The organism is Klebsiella sp. MISC125, assembly GCF_051131775.1.
GTDB lineage: Bacteria > Pseudomonadota > Gammaproteobacteria > Enterobacterales > Enterobacteriaceae > Klebsiella.
The window spans coordinates 757,526-774,921 of record NZ_CP180448.1 but is presented as its reverse complement, the minus strand read 5'-3'; the positions used below and the strand labels follow the sequence as shown (position 1 = coordinate 774,921).

The following is a 17,396-nucleotide window of genomic DNA, read 5'->3' as shown; positions in this document are numbered from 1 at the left end:
AGGGAGTCTTCCTGCGCCGTTCTTTGAATCCCATCACAATCGTCGCACTCCCCTTTTCCCTTTTTGCCCGTGACGGCTAAATTAGTAACTCATCCGACCACATAACAATAATTTTACATTGGAAGCCATTATGAGCCGCTACCCGTCGCTTTTCGCCCCGCTTGAGCTGGGGTTCACAACGCTCAAAAACCGCGTGTTGATGGGCTCGATGCATACCGGCCTGGAAGAGCTCCCGGACGGCGCACAGCGGCTGGCGGCCTTTTACGCCGAGCGCGCTCGCCACGGGGTAGCGCTGATTGTCACTGGCGGCATTGCCCCCGCGCCTTCCGGCGTTACCATGGCGGGCGGCGCGGTGCTTAACGACGCCAGCCATCTGGCCCACCATCGCCATATTACCGACGCGGTACATCAGGAGGGCGGTAAAATCGCCCTGCAAATTCTGCATACCGGGCGCTATAGCTACCAACCTAAACTGGTTGCCCCTTCCGCGCTTCAGGCGCCGATCAACCCCTTCACGCCGCATGAACTGAGCCACGATGAGATCTTACAGCTGATCGATGATTTTGCCCACTGCGCCCAGCTGGCGCGGGAAGCCGGGTACGATGGCGTCGAGGTGATGGGCTCGGAGGGTTATCTGATTAACGAGTTTCTCGCCGCGCGCACCAACCTGCGCGATGACCAGTGGGGCGGCGATTATGCCCAACGTATGCGTTTTGCTGTAGAGGTCGTCAAAGCCGTTCGCGAACGCGCGGGCAGCGATTTTATTATCATCTACCGCCTGTCGATGCTCGACCTGGTGAGCGGCGGCAGTACCCTGGCAGAAGTCACCGAGCTGGCAAAAGCCATTGAGGCGGCCGGGGCAACCATTATCAATACCGGTATCGGCTGGCACGAAGCGCGTATTCCGACCATTGCCACCCCGGTGCCGCGCGGCGCGTTTAGCTGGGTCACCCGCAAGCTGAAGGGCGCGGTGTCGATCCCGCTGATTACCACTAACCGGATTAACGATCCCGAAGTGGCGGAGGCGATCCTTGCCCGTGAAGATGCCGACATGGTGTCGATGGCTCGCCCTTTCCTCGCCGACAGCGAATTTCTCTCCAAAGCGCAGAGCGGGCGCGCGGATGAGATCAATACCTGCATCGGCTGTAATCAGGCCTGCCTGGATCAGATTTTCGCTGGAAAAGTCACCTCGTGTCTGGTCAACCCGCGCGCCTGCCATGAAACCCAGATGCCAATTGTCCCGGCGGTCACATCGAAGCGACTGGCGGTGGTTGGCGCAGGCCCTGCCGGCCTGGCCTTTGCCGTTAACGCCGCCTCGCGCGGGCATCAGGTGACGTTATTTGACGGGCACAAAGAGATTGGCGGTCAGTTTAATATCGCCAAGCAGATCCCCGGCAAAGAGGAGTTCTACGAAACCCTGCGCTATTACCAGCGAATGCTGGATCTGACCGGCGTCGTTCTGCGTCTGGAGACCCAGGTCACAGCAGACGATCTGCTGGCGTTTGATGAAATTATCCTCGCCACCGGGATCGCCCCGCGGATGCCGGATATCGCGGGCATCGATCATCCCAAGGTGCTGAGTTATCTTGACGTCCTGCGTGACAAAGCGCCGGTTGGCGAGAAAGTAGCAATTATCGGCTGCGGCGGGATCGGTTTTGATAGCGCCATGTATCTCAGCCAGTCCGGTGCTGCTACCAGCCAGAATATCGGCGAGTTTTGCCTCGAATGGGGGATTGATACCAGCCTGCAGACCGCCGGAGGGCTGCGCGCGGAGGGGATTCAATTGGCGAAAAGCCCACGCCAGATAGTGATGCTCCAGCGTAAAACCAGCAAACCCGGCGACGGCTTAGGGAAAACCACCGGCTGGATCCACCGCACTACCCTGCTGGCCCGCGGCGTTAAAATGATCCCCGGCGTCAGCTATCAACGAATTGATGATCAAGGCTTACATGCGACGATCGGCGGCGAATTGCAGGTCCTCAACGTCGATCAGGTCATCATCTGCGCCGGTCAGGATCCTCGCCGTGAGTTAGTTGACCCACTGCAGGCTGCGGGAAAAACGCTGCATCTGATTGGCGGCTGCGATGTGGCGATGGAGCTGGATGCCCGGCGGGCAATCGCCCAGGGCACCCGGCTGGCGCTGTCGATTTAAAAATTCATACTCTGACAATCGCGAGCGCCGTATTCAAACTCGCGTTTGTCATCCCCCTGCGTGAGGCGGTACAGCACCCGTAATCCCAGAGACTGGGGAGCGGCGTGGCGACAAAAGCGGGTAAAGTCCTCACGCGTTTTTTTGTCCCACCCCTGCGAGCCGATATTTTTTAAATCTTGTGCATCGTAGGTAAAGACCAGCGTTTTATCCTCAAAACCCACCTGGGTTAACAAGACGTTTTTCTCCACCTGTTGAGGAAGTTTAAGCGTTTTAATTTCCTCAGTGGTTATCTGCACATATTGTGCCCATTGTTTCTGGGCCTTGTGATTGTGGATTTTATTCGCCAGCGGCAAACCCGCGCCAAAGAAAATAACCAGCATCAGAACTGATGTTATCAATGCGGGCCTGCGTAATTTTTTACTGACGACGGTCCCTTCTTTTACCATTTGATGGTATTGCCAACATGCCACTAGTGCGAAAGTGAAGCCAGAGATAACAACAACCCATAATACGTTAAAACGCGTATAGCCCTGGCCAGAAACTATAAACAGCTGATCGAACATATAGCAAACTATCGCCATAGCGGCGCAAATCCGGCTCTTTTTATAAATGCCAATACCCAGCCCTAGCCAGAGCAGGAAAAAAGTGATGGCGCGAATCGCACCACTTAAACCGGATGGAAAAATAACTATAACCACAATTATGGTCGCACAGCTCAGTAGGCATAGTCCCAGACCGATACGAACGGCGATATTGATATTTTTGGCAACGATGGCTTCACTCATCGATTCTTATCCCTTTTTAAATTGACAGTCTTTCGGCGTAAACGTCAGGTCACGCGTCTCGTATCCTTGCGCAAAGCGGACTATCATCGTTAAATCAAGCGAGGTTGCAACATCATTGGCACAGTAGCGGGAGTAGAGTTTTCTGGCATGCGCGTAGAAATTGGCTATCGATAAATCAGCTAACTTTTCATGGCTCACCTGATGCTCAACAATCAGGGTGCGCTGTTCAAAATAGATATCGGTAATAGTGATGTTATTATTAATTTTTATCGGCAGCGGGATCTTACTCTTATCTTCCATCACCGATTGATAGAACGCCTGCCAGAGAATATTTCTGGTGTGCTTCTGCACCTCTTTCATACCAAAGTAAGCAGAATGGAACAGTGCTAACACAATCACGACAAGTATTATTGTTTGCTTATAAACACGCTCACTATCATCTCTATTTTTCTTCTTATATTTATGCTGTTTCCAGCAGGCGATAATTCCGCTGGAAAGGCACAGCAACCACAAAAAAGTGGCAATAAGCCAGATAAAACTAAAACTCTGCCCTGGTGGAATAAGTTCAACAGAAAGTTTTTCGATAACGTATAACAGCAATGCGGTAACCGCGCAGGCGCGGCTGTATTTATAAATCCCGAATGCCAACGCCCCCCATAAAATAATAAAAAAAAGATTAACCCACAAGGTGTTATCTTCACCAGAACCGAACCAACCAGCCCCCGTAATGAATATATATACAGCGCATTGTATCAGGCAGATAAAAATGGCAGGATTTCTGGCAAGGCGAATTTTTCGCGGAATAATGTTGGGCTTAGTACATTCATCATCCTGATGATTCACGTTAATAATCTCCACTCAGTTAATACAAATGGGCAGGCCATTCCCGGCCTGCCCGTCAACTCAGTGGATTATTATCCTTTAACGCTGCTTACGCAATTTCACTGCTTTTAAAATCACAAATTTATTATTCGTGGCGATAGTGGTGCAGTTGCCGAACGCGCGCTTCAGCTTGCGGAAATAATCGAGGTGGCGGTTGCCGACCACGTACAGCTCGCCGCCGTACTTCAGGCTGCGGCGGGCGTCGTTGAACATCTGCCACGCAATATGGTCGGTGATCGCATGCAACTGATGGAACGGCGGGTTACAGAGAATGGCATCAAAGCGGTCCGGTTCAATATCAGTCAGGGCGTTATTGACCACAAACTCGCAGCGCTCAATATCGTCCGGCATGTTGGTTTCGACGTTCAGCTGACTGGAGGCTACCGCCATGTACGATTCATCGGTAAACATCACCCGGGCATTAGGGTTTAAGGCCAGCGCCTGGAGACCAATCACACCGTTGCCGCAACCGAGGTCGGCAATTTCACCTTCGATGCCTTCCGGCAGATAGTCGAGGAAGAAACGCGCGCCGACATCGAGACCGCTGCGGGCAAACACGTTGGCATGGTTGTGAATCGTCCACGGAGTACCGTCCAGCTGCCAGCTATAGGTCTGCGGCGCGTCGGTGACTTCGGGGGCGGTAAAGGTACAAAAAATCAACCGCGCCTTTTTCCATGCCAGCGAAGTGGTGGTGGTTCCTAGGATCTTTTCGAACAGCGCCAGGGTGGAGTTATGCACATCGCGCGCTTTCGCGGCGGCGATGATGCGGGTTTCCGGCGTCACCACATCACGCAGCGCACGCAGCTGCTGCTCTAACAGCGCCAGCTGTTTCGGCACCTTAATTAATACCAGCGCCGGTGCTGCGGGCAGCTCGCTCAGGGAATCCTGAAAGCGCACGCTCTCTTCATCGATGCCGTTCATCCGCAGGTTATAGCGGGTCGCCAGCTCAGCAACGTAGGAGTCGTTAATGCTCACCGGGTTGCGTTCCGCCAGCGCACAGCCCAGCGCACCGAAGCTATCATTGAAAATGAGCGTCAGGCCGTCGACGTCATTCACCTGTTGCAGCAGATATTCATCCGCTGCTTCCCATGCCTGAAGCGCTTCCTCTTCAGCATTTGGTGGGAACCGCTCTAATGTGAATAACTCACCGTTTAACTCTACCTGGCTCATCGCCTCTGTGCCTCCGGAATACTAAAACCCGCGAGTTTATACGCAAACTTCGCCCAGTTGAATAGAGATACGCCGATTATCTCCTCCTCGCGGGCGATTGCGTATTACGCCGGGAGGTCATCCTGCGACAGGCGAGACAAGCGCTTATCATTCAGACTGTATTTGCCCATGATAACAATCAGCAGCGCCACCAGAACGCCGGGGAAGACGGTGAACAGCAGCTTGATCATCTCCAGCGCGGACTCGGTTTGCTGCGCTGCGCCGCCGACGTAGTCACCCCATGCCAGCATATAGCCCACCAGCGCGCCGCCGATGGCGATACCCAGCTTAATAGCAAAAAGATTAGTTGAAAAAACGATGCCGCTGAGCTTTTTACCGCTGCGTTTTTCTTCCGCATCAATAATATCGGACAGCATGCTCCACTGTAGCGGCGTGGCGGCAAGTTGAATAATGTTGATGATAATCACCAGCGCAAAGATAGCGGCTACGTTGCCCGCCGGGACAAAGTACATCCCAATCAGCAGCACCGCCTCCAGGGCCATCGAGATTTTAAACCCTTTGACCTTATCAATATTTTTAAAGATAAACGGTGAGAGCATCGCCCCCAGTACGCCGGACGCCAGGGTGGTGGTCAATAGCAGGCTGCCCAAATCCGCTCGCCCCATGATATTGTTAACGTAGTACAGCGTCGTTCCGCCTTTGAATAGCACCGCAATCAGGTTGACGACGTTGAGGGCGAACAGAATGCGCCAGTCTTTATTGGCAAGTAGCGTTTTCAGGTCATCAAGAATGCTGCTTTGGTTGTTCACCGCAATATCCGTGGAAAAGCGCTCTTTGGTCAGGCCAAAACAGATAAAGAACAGAATAATGCTCAGGCATCCCATCACAATCATGGTGTAAAAATAGCCGTTCTGCACGTTCCCCTGGCCAAGAAAAGCCACCAGCGGCAGCGCTGTGAGCGAGACAATCAGGCCGCCGAGGGTACTGAGCGCAAAGCGCCAGGACTGGAGAGAGACGCGCTCTCTGGAATCGTTAGAGATATTATTGATCATCGCGCAATACGGTACGTTAATGGCCGTATAGACTAAAGATAATAAGGTATAAGAAACATAAGCATAAATAAGCTTACCGGTATAGCCAAAATCTGGCGTATAAAACGTTAAGCAGCAAAGTACGCCAAAGGGAATAGCGAACCACAAAATATAGGGCCGGAACTGCCCATATTTAGTACGGGTACGGTCCGCGACAGCGCCCATTAATACATCAGTCACTGCATCTAATACCCTTACCGCGAGAAACATAGTCCCCATATGTGCTGGGCTTAAACCGAATACGTCGGTATAAAACCAGGCCATAAACAGCATTACCGTCTGCCAGACTAAATTACAGCCGGTATCGCCTAACCCATAACTAAATTTTTCTTTGATACTTATACGGGCAGTATTCATCGCGTCTCCGCCTAAAAGAACGTTAAGATTTGTCCTCTGTACGTTATTGCGAAGGGCCTGCTGATTATGTATAAATCATCCTGTGAAATATAAGAAGAGTGTACTCGATGAGTGATGAATCTCCCGTTTTCGAAAAGATCCCCGTGGGCACCGGCGAGCTGTTTACGCTGCGTGTAGATAACATAAATGATTTCAATGGGATAAACGTAGTCCCTCATTATCATATGATGGATGAGCTGATGTGGTTCCGGGAATCAGGGGGAAGTTATTCGATCGGTGACGAAAAATTCACCATTAAAAACAATACCCTGGTATTCGTTCCCGCCTTACTGATCCATGAAATGACGCTCCCACCCGCCGCCAGCCACAAGCGCTATCTTATGCAATTTGAGAAAGAGTGGCTGGAGGGATACGACCTGTCATTGCCCGCCGCCCACTGCGGCGCGGTGGTGTATCTTTCTGGTGAAGAGGCCGAACGCCTGGAGCTGCTGCTAAGCTGGTGCGGGGAGTTCAGCGACTTCTCCGATTCGCTATTCCGATCGCTTATGCAAAGCGTACTGCTCCACGCGTTTAATAGCCTGAAAGACTCGGTCCAGATTACCGAACGCACCAGCCATCGCTACCTCAGCGAACTTATCGAACTGCTACAGTCCATCGATGCCAGCGAGAATTTTGAGATGACCACCGAAGAGGCCGCTCGCCGCTGCCAGTGGTCAAAATCCTGGTTTTCAAAGACCTTTAAATCGGCCTTTGGAATCAGCTTCAAAAAATTCATGCTGCTGCGCAAACTCAATATTGCCATCAATCTCCTGACCAATACCGACCTGAAGATCAGCGACATCTCGCAAAGCGCCGGTTTCACCGACAGCGCCTACTTTTGCCTAAAGTTCAAAGAGATGATGAACGATACTCCGCTGGCCTTTCGCCACAAGGTCAGAAGCACCGATGCGGTAGGGAGCCGCGCAGATAAATAAATCGCTTTTTGTGAGCGATATCACGGGGTGAGTGGACGTTTATTATATAAATAAAAACAGTCTATATATCCCCCGACCGATCGACTATTTACAATCATCGTTATATTTTTTGCATCAAGGGTAAATACGATGATTCAGAATCCTGTTTTTAAAGGTTTTAATCCTGACCCCAGTATATGTCGGCGCGGCGATGATTATTATGTGGCGGTATCATCATTTGAATGGTTTCCCGGCTTACCGGTTTATCACTCCAGGGATCTTAAACATTGGCAATTACTCACTCACGTTCTTACCGACGATAACAACCCAGATTTAAAAAAACTGCCCTCAGCCAAAGGAATTTGGGCACCAAGTCTGACCTGGTGCGAAGAAGAGCAACTGTTTTACGTTATTTATGGCGTGATGAACTCCATGAGCTCACGCTATTTCGACGTGGATAATTATCTTATCACCGCCAGTGAAATAACCGGCCCGTGGAGCGAGCCAATATATCTCCACTCCGCCGGGTTCGATGCCTCAATCCTTCACGACAACGACGGTAAAAAATGGATCGTCTCTCTGGAGTGGGAAACCCGTGAAGGCTACGAAAAACCGGGGGCCATTTGCCTGGTGGAGTACTCGCCACAAACACAAAGTATCATCGGCTACCCGCAGCGAATCTGGCATGGCGGTACCAACCGCGGCTGTATTGAAGCACCACATCTGACCCGGCGCGGCGACTATTACTACCTGATGGTTGCCGAAGGCGGTACCGGATACGGGCATGCGGTCACCATGGCCCGCGCAACGGAAGTCACCGGCCCCTATGAAGGCGATCCGATGAACCCAATCGTCACCTCCTGGCCGCAGAATTTTAACGAGCGTAAAGACGCAGGGCATCTGAAGCCGCACTACTTCAATCCGGAAACCTATCTGCAAAAGGCCGGGCACGGCAGCTATGTCGAAACCCCCACGGGCGAAGTCTGGTTAACCCATCTGTGCAGTCGCCCGTTCCGCCAGGAATTACGCTGCCCGCTAGGTCGGGAAACGGCGATTCAAAAGATGGAATGGACCGACGAAGGCTGGCTGCGAATGGCATCCGGGGGGAATCTCGCCCAGCACCAGGTGGAAGAATCCAATCTGCCTGCACACCCATTTCCGGCCAAAGCTGATATTGATAATTTTGATGGGCAAACGCTGGATAACGCGTTTTATGCCCCGAGGATTCGCTTCCAGCGTTTTACCAGCCTGAGCCGTAAAGCGGGCTACCTTGCCGTGCGCGGGCAGGAGTCGCTGAGCTCGCTGAATAAGGTCAGCCTGCTGGCGAAAAAACTCACCTCGGTATATGCAAACATCACCACGAAAATGGATTTCAGCCCCGAGATTTATCAGCACAGCGCGGGTCTGGTGCTCTATTACGACAACATGAACTATCTGTTCCTGCATAAAACCTGGGATCAAGCCTCTGGCTCAGCGCAACTGGCCATTATTTATATGGATAACGGCGAACGTCATGACGACCCACAGAAAATTCGCCTCGCGGAAGGAGAAATCTATCTGGCGATGGCCATTAACGGCCGGGAGATCCAGTGCTCATGGTCTGTCGATGGCGAAAAATATCAAAAAATCGGCGCGATCTACGACACATCGCGTTTTTCCGATGAATATAGCCGCTACGGCGAGTTTACCGGCTCATTTGTCGGCCTGGCCTGTGTGGATAGCATGCTGCATCGCAAAGAGGCGCTATTTGATTTCTTCGGCTATCGGGCGGTTGAAGACGCGATAATTGAGTAAACCGGACCTTCTGGCATCCTGCCCACGCGGGGTGCTAGAATTCGCGCCAGTTGTCGCTTAATTACGCAAACAGGCCCCATGAGCACATTAACCTATCTCCAGGGTTACCCTGAATCCCTGCTGGCGCAGGTCACCACCTTAATCGAACAGAATCGCCTCGGCGAGGTGCTGAAAAAGCGCTATCCGCAGGGCCATGATATCAACAACGATAAAGCGCTGTACCAATACACCCAGGATCTGAAGTCTCGCTATCTGCGCGGCGCGGCCCCTATTAATAAGGTGATGTACGACAACAAAATCCACGTACTGAACAACGCGCTCGGCCTGCATACCGCTATCTCACGCGTACAGGGCGGCAAGCTGAAGGCGAAGGCCGAAATTCGCGTCGCCACCGTTTTTCGCGATGCGCCGGAGGATTTTCTAAGGATGATCGTGGTACACGAACTGGCGCACCTGAAGGAAAAAGACCACAACAAAGCGTTCTATCAGCTGTGCTGTCATATGGAGCCGCAGTACCATCAGCTGGAGTTTGATACCCGCCTGTGGCTGACGCAGCTTTCGTTAGAGCGTTCTGCGCCATAGCGCACTGGTTTTGTCATGATGGCGTGTTAGAGTGACGAAAGGTCCCTTTTTACGGAGTTCGTCAACGTTTATGATACGTTTCGCAGTTGTTGGCACAAACTGGATAACCAAGCAGTTTGTCGATGCCGCCCATGAAACCGGCAAATATAAGCTTACCGCCATCTACTCTCGTAGCCTTGAACAAGCCCAGGCCTTCGCCAGCGATTATCCCGTCGAACACCTCTTCACTTCACTGGAAGAACTGGCGCAATGCGCTGATGTGGACGCGGTTTATATCGCCAGCCCTAACTCGCTGCATTTTCCGCAAACCCGCCTGTTTCTGAGCCATAAAAAGCATGTGATTTGCGAAAAACCACTGGCCTCGAATCTGCAAGAAGTGGAAGCCGCGATTAAGGTCGCGCGGGAAAATAACGTGGTGCTGTTCGAAGCGTTCAAAACCGCCAGCCTGCCAAACTTCCTGCTGCTGAAGCAGTCGTTCGACAAGATCGGCAAGCTGCGCAAAGCCTTTATTAACTACTGCCAGTACTCTTCTCGCTATCAGCGTTATCTCGACGGCGAGAACCCCAATACCTTTAACCCGGCCTTCTCTAACGGCTCGATTATGGATATCGGCTTTTACTGTCTGGCCTCAGCGGTCGCGCTGTGGGGCGAGCCGCGCGCGGTGCACGCCAGCGCCAGCCTGCTGGACAGCGGCGTTGATGGCCAGGGCACGGTAGTTTTAAGCTACGGTGATTTTGATGTCACTCTGCATCACTCCAAAGTGAGCGATTCCGCAATCCCGAGCGAAATTCAGGGTGAAGCAGGCGCGCTGGTTATCGAGAAAATTTCGGAATGCCAGAAAGTCTGTTTTATACCGCGCGGCGGCAAACCCCAGGATCTGACGCAGCCACAGCACATCAATACTATGCTGTATGAAGCGGAAGAGTTCGCTCGCCTGGTGGAAGCCAACGAGGTTGCTCATCCGGGTCTGGAAGTGAGCCGCATCACGGCGAAGCTGCTAAGCGAGATTCGTCGCCAGACCGGCGTGGTCTTCCCTGCGGATTCCCAACCCGTGGCGTAAAGGAGTGTAAATGGTCCGTCGGACTCCATTGACGCCATTTATAACTTGTAATACTTTGTTACGCGCAAAGGGGAGTAACTTCCTTGCCGGCCGATCGTCATTACGATGCGTGAAAAACCGCATCCGGTCGCCGGGCAACAAGATTCGATTCTTGTTGTAAGTGAGACCTTGCCGGAAGGCGAGGTCTATGCATAAAAGCGCAGCGGCTGCCGTCTTCCGACGTCAGCCGTTTTGTTTTTATGTAAGGAATATCGTAATGAATACTGTCGGCACACCGTTGTTATGGGGCGGATTCGCAGTGGTCGTGGTCATCATGTTGGCTATCGACCTATTGCTGCAAGGACGGCGTGGTGCACATAGCATGACCATGAAGCAAGCCGCTGGCTGGTCAATCCTCTGGGTTACCCTCTCACTTCTGTTTAACGCCGCTTTCTGGTGGTATCTGGTGCAGACCGAAGGTCGCGCCGTGGCCGACCCGCAAGCGCTGGCGTTCCTCACCGGTTATCTGATCGAAAAAGCGCTGGCCGTGGATAACGTTTTCGTCTGGCTGATGCTGTTTAGCTACTTCGCCGTTCCGCCTGCGCTTCAGCGTCGGGTGCTGGTCTATGGCGTACTTGGCGCGATCGTGCTGCGTACGATCATGATCTTTGCCGGTAGCTGGCTGATCTCCCAGTTCGAGTGGCTGTTGTACGTCTTCGGCGCATTCCTGCTGTTTACTGGTGTGAAAATGGCGCTGGCGAAAGAGGATGATTCAGGTATCGGCGATAAGCCGCTGGTGCGCTGGATACGCAGTCATCTGCGCATGACCGATAAGATTGACGGCGAACATTTCTTTCTCCGCAAAAACGGCGTGCTATACGCTACGCCGCTGCTGCTGGTGCTGATTCTGGTCGAACTCAGCGACGTTATCTTTGCCGTTGACAGTATTCCGGCCATCTTCGCCGTCACCACCGATCCGTTTATCGTGCTGACCTCAAACCTGTTCGCGATTCTCGGCCTGCGTGCGATGTACTTCCTGCTGGCGGGCGTCGCAGAGCGCTTCTCCATGCTGAAATATGGCCTGTCGGTGATCCTGGTGTTTATCGGTATCAAGATGCTGATTGTCGATTTCTTCCACATTCCAATCGGTATCTCGCTTGGCGTGGTGGGTGGCATTCTGGTATTGACGCTGATCATCAATGCCTGGGTCAATAAGCAGCACGATAAGAAAAAACAGCTGCAATAAACCATCAAAAACCGGGTGAAGACCTCTTTCACCCGGTCTGCAACTTTCGCCGCGTATTATTCTTACTCATGTCACAAAATCGTTAATATGTAGTTAAAAAATGAATTCTCAGAGCCAGAGACAGAATTTTACCCTTCCCCAATAGCGTTCTTTCCGTATACTCAACTAGGCAAACATCTATTTACATCCGGATATAAACGTTACAAATAATGCGTAGCCGGGACGGACAGCAACATCACAGGAAGGAATGAATCATGGCAACTCAATCACCCCGATCGACCCTGCTACGGCGACTGGCTCAGGGCAGTCTGGTCAAACAAATTTTAATCGGACTGGTGCTCGGCGTACTGCTGGCAACGGTTTCAAAGCCTGCAGCAGAGGCAGTAGGGCTCCTTGGCACACTGTTCGTCGGCGCGCTAAAAGCCGTCGCGCCGGTGCTGGTACTGATGCTGGTGATGGCCTCCATCGCCAACCATCAACAGGGGCAAAAAACCAGTATCCGCCCGATTCTGTTCCTCTACCTGCTGGGAACCTTTGCCGCCGCGTTAACCGCGGTGCTGTTTAGCTTTGTCTTTCCTTCAACGCTGCATCTGAACGCAGCAGCAGACAGTATCACTCCGCCGTCAGGTATCGTTGAAGTTCTGCGCGGGCTGCTGATGAGCATGGTTTCTAACCCGATTGACGCTCTGCTGAACGCTAACTATATCGGGATTCTGGTATGGGCTGTCGGTCTGGGATTTGCGCTGCGCCACGGTAACGAGACCACCAAAAATCTGATTAACGACATGTCCCACGCGGTAACTTTTATCGTGAAGGTAGTGATTCGTTTCGCACCGCTGGGTATCTTCGGTCTGGTGGCCTCAACGCTGGCAACCACCGGTTTTGAAACCCTGTGGGGTTACGCCCAGCTGCTGCTGGTGCTGGTCGGCTGTATGTTGCTGGTGGCGCTGGTGGTTAACCCGATTCTGGTATTCTGGAAAATTCGCCGCAACCCGTATCCGTTGGTTCTGCTCTGCCTGCGCGAGAGCGGCGTTTATGCCTTCTTCACCCGTAGCTCCGCTGCGAATATTCCAGTGAATATGGCGCTGAGTGAAAAGCTGAATCTGGACCGCGATACCTACTCGGTTTCTATTCCACTGGGCGCGACCATCAATATGGCCGGGGCGGCGATTACCATCACCGTATTGACCCTCGCCGCTGTGCATACGCTGGGCGTGCCGGTCGATCTGCCGACTGCGCTGCTGCTTAGCGTCGTCGCCTCACTGTGTGCTTGCGGCGCATCCGGCGTGGCGGGTGGTTCGCTGCTGTTAATTCCGCTGGCCTGTAATATGTTCGGTATCCCGAACGATGTCGCCATGCAGGTCGTGGCCGTCGGCTTTATCATCGGCGTGTTGCAGGACTCTTGCGAAACTGCGCTGAACTCCTCAACCGACGTTCTGTTTACCGCCGCTGCCTGTATCGCCGAAGACGAACAGATAGCGAAAAACGCTCTGCGTAGTTAATCCCCTTCCCCTCCGCTAACGCGCGGAGGGGCTCTCTTCCTGCACTACCTTTTCCACTCTAAACGGGTCAATACCGCGTTTTTGCATCCGCCGGAAGCGAACGATGTTCAGACCGTTCATGACCAGAAAACTGCCTTCAATCATCGTGCCGCCAATCGAGCCCAGCCAGAAGTTATGGATAACCCAGCAAGCGGTCGCACACCACATCACGCAGCGAACGGTTAAGCCGGTACAGCGAAAGAGCGCCCAGGTGCTAGCGAGCGTGCCAACAATCGGCAGCAGCTCCATCGCGTGTTGCAGCTTTGCGAGCCCCAATACCAGGGTGAGCACAATAAACACGGTCATCACCCACAGCTTACGGGTGCGCATAGAGATAAGGGTTCGGACGGTATTGAGCTCGGCGCTCATGCCCGCCGGATACGCGCCCATCAAAAAGAAATGTACGCCAATGGTGGCGCTATAGACGGCAAGCTGCAGCTTAAAGCGGCGCTCATCCCGGTTGAAAAAGGTCGTAATACCGATCAGAAAGGCGATGACACCAACGCCCTGGGCAAGCCAATACGCGGTCATGGGAAATCCTTATATACCCGTCATACTTCAAGTTGCATGTGCGTTAGCCGCGTTCGTTCACCCCGGTCACTTACTTCAGTAAGCTCCCGGGGATTCGCTCACTTGCCGCCTTCCTGCAACTCGAATTATTTAGGGTATAAGACAAAGCGGCGCATCATACGCTGAAACGCCGCTTTTGAAACGCCTCCCTTTATTACTCAATAAGGTTTCACGCCGCAATCACGGCGTGAAAGATGACGAGTCATTAAAGGGTGACGCCGCTTTTGAATATCGCCAGTTCGCGGAAATCATTACGTTCGTTGCAGGTCTGCTTACCGTTAGCAAAGTCCACAATGATATCAACGAACTCATCCAGCAGCTGCGGCATCGCTTTACCGTGAATCAACTGACCGGCATCGAAGTCGATCCAGTGTTTTTTCTTCGCCGCCAGTTCACTGTTAGTGGCAATTTTGACCGTCGGAACGAAACCGCCGTATGGCGTCCCACGACCGGTACTGAACAGCACCATGTGGCAGCCCGCACCGGCCAGCGCGCTGGTCGCTACCGCATCGTTGCCCGGCGCGCTCAGCAGATTAAGGCCGTGAACTTTCAGGCGTTCACCGTAGCGCAGCACGTCAACCACCTGGCTGGAGCCCGCTTTTTGCGTACAGCCCAAAGATTTATCTTCCAGCGTAGTGATGCCGCCCGCTTTGTTGCCCGGCGATGGGTTCTCGTAAATCGGCTGATCATGGGCGATAAAGTACTGTTTAAAGTCGTTAACCATCGTCACCAGCTTGCCGAAGGTCTCTTCGTCGCGACAGTGGCTCATCAGCAGTTGTTCGGCACCGAACATTTCCGGTACTTCGGTCAGCACGGTGGTGCCGCCGTTGGCAATCAGGTAATCCGAGAAACGGCCCAGCATTGGGTTCGCGGTGATGCCGGACAGACCATCGGAACCGCCGCATTCGAGACCAAACTTCAGCTCGCTCAGTTTACCCGGCTCACGCTTGTCGTTACGCATCACGTCGTAAAGCTGATGGAGATGCTCGATCCCCGCTTCCACTTCGTCATCCTGGTGTTGGCAAATCATAAAGTGAACGCGTTCAGGATCGAACTCACCTAAGGTTTCGCGGAACGCATCAACCTGGTTGTTTTCGCAACCCAGACCAACTACCAGCACCGCGCCCGCATTTGGGTGACGCACCATATTTTGCAGCATGGTACGGGTGTTAATGTGATCGTCGCCGAGCTGCGAACAGCCGTAGGTGTGGCTGAAGAGATGAACGCCGTCGATACCTTCGGCATCGTTTGTCTCTTTGAGAAAACGATTCTGCATCTGACGGGCCATGGCGTTGACGCAGCCAACGGTCGGCAGGATCCACAGCTCGTTACGCACGCCAACATCGCCGTTGGCGCGACGATAAATCTGGATATCGCGATCCGCAGGCTGCGCGACGGGCTCGATAAGTTCCGGTTGATAGCTATACGCGTCGAGATCGCTTAAGTTAGTGCGCGTATTGTGGGAGTGGATATGTTCCCCCGGCGCAATATCCGCCAGCGCATGTCCTATCGGCAGACCGTACTTAACGACGTTGTCTCCCTTCGCAATGCTACGCAGCGTGAACTTATGCCCGCGCGCAACATCCTGAGCCAACGTGACCGTATCGCCGTCAATGGTGACCACCGTGCCTGCCGCCATATCCGCCAACGCTACCGCGACGTTATCTTGCGAATGGATTTTAATGTATTGCATATCAACCGGCCTCTGGTCTTAGTTCAGCTCAATGGCGAAGTAGTCACGCGCATTGTTAAAGCAAATATTTTTCACCATCTCACCCAGCAGTTGAATATCTGCCGGAGCTTCGCCCGCTTCCACCCAGCGGCCAATCATCTGGCACAGGATGCGGCGGAAATATTCATGACGGGTGTAGGAGAGGAAACTGCGGCTATCGGTCAGCATGCCGACAAAGCGACTCAGCAAGCCAAGCTGCGCCAGTTGGGTCATCTGACGTTCCATGCCGTCTTTCTGATCGTTGAACCACCAGCCGGAACCGAACTGCATCTTGCCCGGCATGCCTTCCCCCTGGAAGTTGCCTGTCATGGTGCCCAGCACTTCGTTGTCACGCGGGTTCAGGCAGTAGAGGATGGTTTTTGGCAGCAGGTTTTCTTCGTTCTGTTTGCTGAGCAGTTTGGACAACTCTTCCGCCATCGGACGGTCATTGATGGAGTCGAAACCAACGTCCGGCCCTAACAGTTTGAACTGACGCTGGTTGTTGTTACGCAGCGCGCCAATGTGATACTGCTGCACCCAGCCGCGACGGGCGTATTCCGCGCCGAGGAACACCAACACGGCAGTTTTGAACTGCGCCACTTCATGCTCGCTGAGGGCTTCACCTGCCAGACGACGCGCCAGGATGCTATCCAGTTCGCTTTCGTTAGCTTCGGCGAACAGCACCACATCCAGCGCGTGGTCAGAAACCTTACAACCGTGGGCGGCGAAGTGATCCAGGCGTTTCGTCAGCGCGGACTGCAGGTCGGCAAAGCGACGAATGTCGGTATCGGATACTTCGCCCAGCTTCGCCATGTAATCGTTGAAGGTCGCCTGTTCGATGTTGAACGCTTTATCCGGGCGCCAGCTCGGCAGCACTTTCACGGAGAAGGTGCTGTCTTTAGCGACAGAGGCATGATGTTCCAGCGAATCGATTGGGTCGTCGGTGGTGCCAACCATTTTCACGTTCATCTGCTGCATGATGCCGCGAGCAGAGAAGCTATCCTGAGCCAGCAGGTCGTTGCACTGATCCCAGATTTCACCCGCAGTAGCTGGGGAAAGAACCTTACCTGTAATACCAAAAGGACGACGTAGTTCAAGATGGGTCCAGTGGTATAACGGGTTGCCAATGGTATGCGGTACGGTGGCCGCCCAGGCGTCAAATTTCTCGCGATCGGAAGCATCTCCAGTACACAGGCGCTCTGCAACGCCGTTGGTACGCATCGCACGCCATTTGTAGTGATCGCCTTTCAGCCAGATGTCATACAGATTTTTGAAGCGATAATTTTCGGCGATCTGCTGCGGCGGTAAATGGCAGTGATAGTCGAAAATCGGCTGATCTTTAGCGTAATCATGGTACAGGCGGCGGGAAAACTCGGTATCAAGCAGAAAATCTTCGGTCATAAACGGTGTCATTTTCGTGTCCTCTTCAGCCCCAGGGGAGCCCATCAGATGATTGACTATAATGCTGACAAAGTTATCACACCAATTTCTACAGGCCGAAGTATTTTTCGTGAGTTAGATCA

Annotated in this window: 14 protein-coding genes; 7 read left to right on the top strand and 7 right to left on the bottom strand. The window is 53.0% G+C overall.

The features are described 5' to 3' along the window. Positions 1-130: 130 nt before the first annotated feature. Complete coding sequence (locus tag ACMYSL_RS03735; protein ID WP_434661392.1) at positions 131-2,152, top strand: FAD-dependent oxidoreductase; 2,022 nt, start codon at positions 131-133, stop codon at positions 2,150-2,152. Here ACMYSL_RS03735 and ACMYSL_RS03730 read toward each other — a convergent pair. From ACMYSL_RS03730 to ACMYSL_RS03715, 4 genes are all read right to left on the bottom strand, one after another. Beyond that, positions 2,149-2,937, bottom strand: coding sequence for a hypothetical protein (locus ACMYSL_RS03730; RefSeq protein ID WP_434661391.1), 789 nt, complete (start codon positions 2,935-2,937; stop codon positions 2,149-2,151). The two genes, ACMYSL_RS03735 and ACMYSL_RS03730, sit on opposite strands and share 4 nt — an antisense overlap. Before the next feature lie 6 nt (positions 2,938-2,943). Next, a complete protein-coding gene (locus tag ACMYSL_RS03725; RefSeq protein ID WP_434661390.1) occupies positions 2,944-3,780 on the bottom strand; it encodes a hypothetical protein in 837 nt (278 codons plus the stop codon). 78 nt (positions 3,781-3,858) lie between these two features. Then, positions 3,859-4,989, bottom strand: a complete 1,131-nt coding sequence (gene rlmG, locus ACMYSL_RS03720) for a 23S rRNA (guanine(1835)-N(2))-methyltransferase RlmG (protein ID WP_181484780.1) — start codon at positions 4,987-4,989, stop codon at positions 3,859-3,861. A gap of 104 nt (positions 4,990-5,093) precedes the next feature. Continuing rightward, positions 5,094-6,437, bottom strand: coding sequence for a glycoside-pentoside-hexuronide (GPH):cation symporter (locus ACMYSL_RS03715; protein WP_181484779.1), 1,344 nt, complete (start codon positions 6,435-6,437; stop codon positions 5,094-5,096). A gap of 107 nt (positions 6,438-6,544) precedes the next feature. On the opposite strand from ACMYSL_RS03715, the gene ACMYSL_RS03710 reads away from it, so the two are divergent. The 6 genes from ACMYSL_RS03710 to sstT all read left to right on the top strand — a co-directional run bounded on the left by ACMYSL_RS03710 (position 6,545) and on the right by sstT (position 13,553). Further along, positions 6,545-7,411, top strand: a complete 867-nt coding sequence (locus tag ACMYSL_RS03710; RefSeq protein ID WP_434661389.1) for a helix-turn-helix domain-containing protein — start codon at positions 6,545-6,547, stop codon at positions 7,409-7,411. A gap of 129 nt (positions 7,412-7,540) precedes the next feature. Further along, entirely contained in the window at positions 7,541-9,184 is a 1,644-nt protein-coding gene (locus ACMYSL_RS03705; protein ID WP_434661388.1) for a glycoside hydrolase family 43 protein, read from the top strand. A 78-nt stretch (positions 9,185-9,262) separates the two neighbouring features. Further along, positions 9,263-9,766 (top strand): M48 metallopeptidase family protein, encoded by a 504-nt coding sequence (locus ACMYSL_RS03700; protein WP_181484776.1) that lies wholly within the window; start codon positions 9,263-9,265, stop codon positions 9,764-9,766. A 70-nt stretch (positions 9,767-9,836) separates the two neighbouring features. Continuing rightward, on the top strand, positions 9,837-10,826 hold the full coding sequence (locus ACMYSL_RS03695) for a Gfo/Idh/MocA family protein (protein ID WP_181484775.1): 990 nt from the start codon (positions 9,837-9,839) through the stop codon (positions 10,824-10,826). Positions 10,827-11,082: 256 nt separating this feature from the next. Next, entirely contained in the window at positions 11,083-12,051 is a 969-nt protein-coding gene (locus tag ACMYSL_RS03690) for a TerC family protein (RefSeq protein ID WP_434661387.1), read from the top strand. A 254-nt stretch (positions 12,052-12,305) separates the two neighbouring features. Next, a complete protein-coding gene (gene sstT, locus ACMYSL_RS03685) occupies positions 12,306-13,553 on the top strand; it encodes a serine/threonine transporter SstT (protein ID WP_434661386.1) in 1,248 nt (415 codons plus the stop codon). Positions 13,554-13,568: 15 nt separating this feature from the next. Here the strand turns inward: sstT and ACMYSL_RS03680 are convergent, their stop codons facing one another. The 3 genes from ACMYSL_RS03680 to uxaC form a co-directional block, all read right to left on the bottom strand. Next, positions 13,569-14,123 (bottom strand): YgjV family protein, encoded by a 555-nt coding sequence (locus ACMYSL_RS03680; protein WP_182235020.1) that lies wholly within the window; start codon positions 14,121-14,123, stop codon positions 13,569-13,571. A gap of 244 nt (positions 14,124-14,367) precedes the next feature. Further along, a complete protein-coding gene (locus ACMYSL_RS03675; protein ID WP_434661385.1) occupies positions 14,368-15,855 on the bottom strand; it encodes a UxaA family hydrolase in 1,488 nt (495 codons plus the stop codon). 18 nt (positions 15,856-15,873) lie between these two features. Next, positions 15,874-17,286 carry a glucuronate isomerase gene (gene uxaC, locus ACMYSL_RS03670; protein ID WP_182235022.1) on the bottom strand — a complete coding sequence of 471 codons (1,413 nt, stop codon included), beginning with the start codon at positions 17,284-17,286 and terminating at the stop codon, positions 15,874-15,876. Between the last annotated feature and the right edge of the window lie 110 nt (positions 17,287-17,396).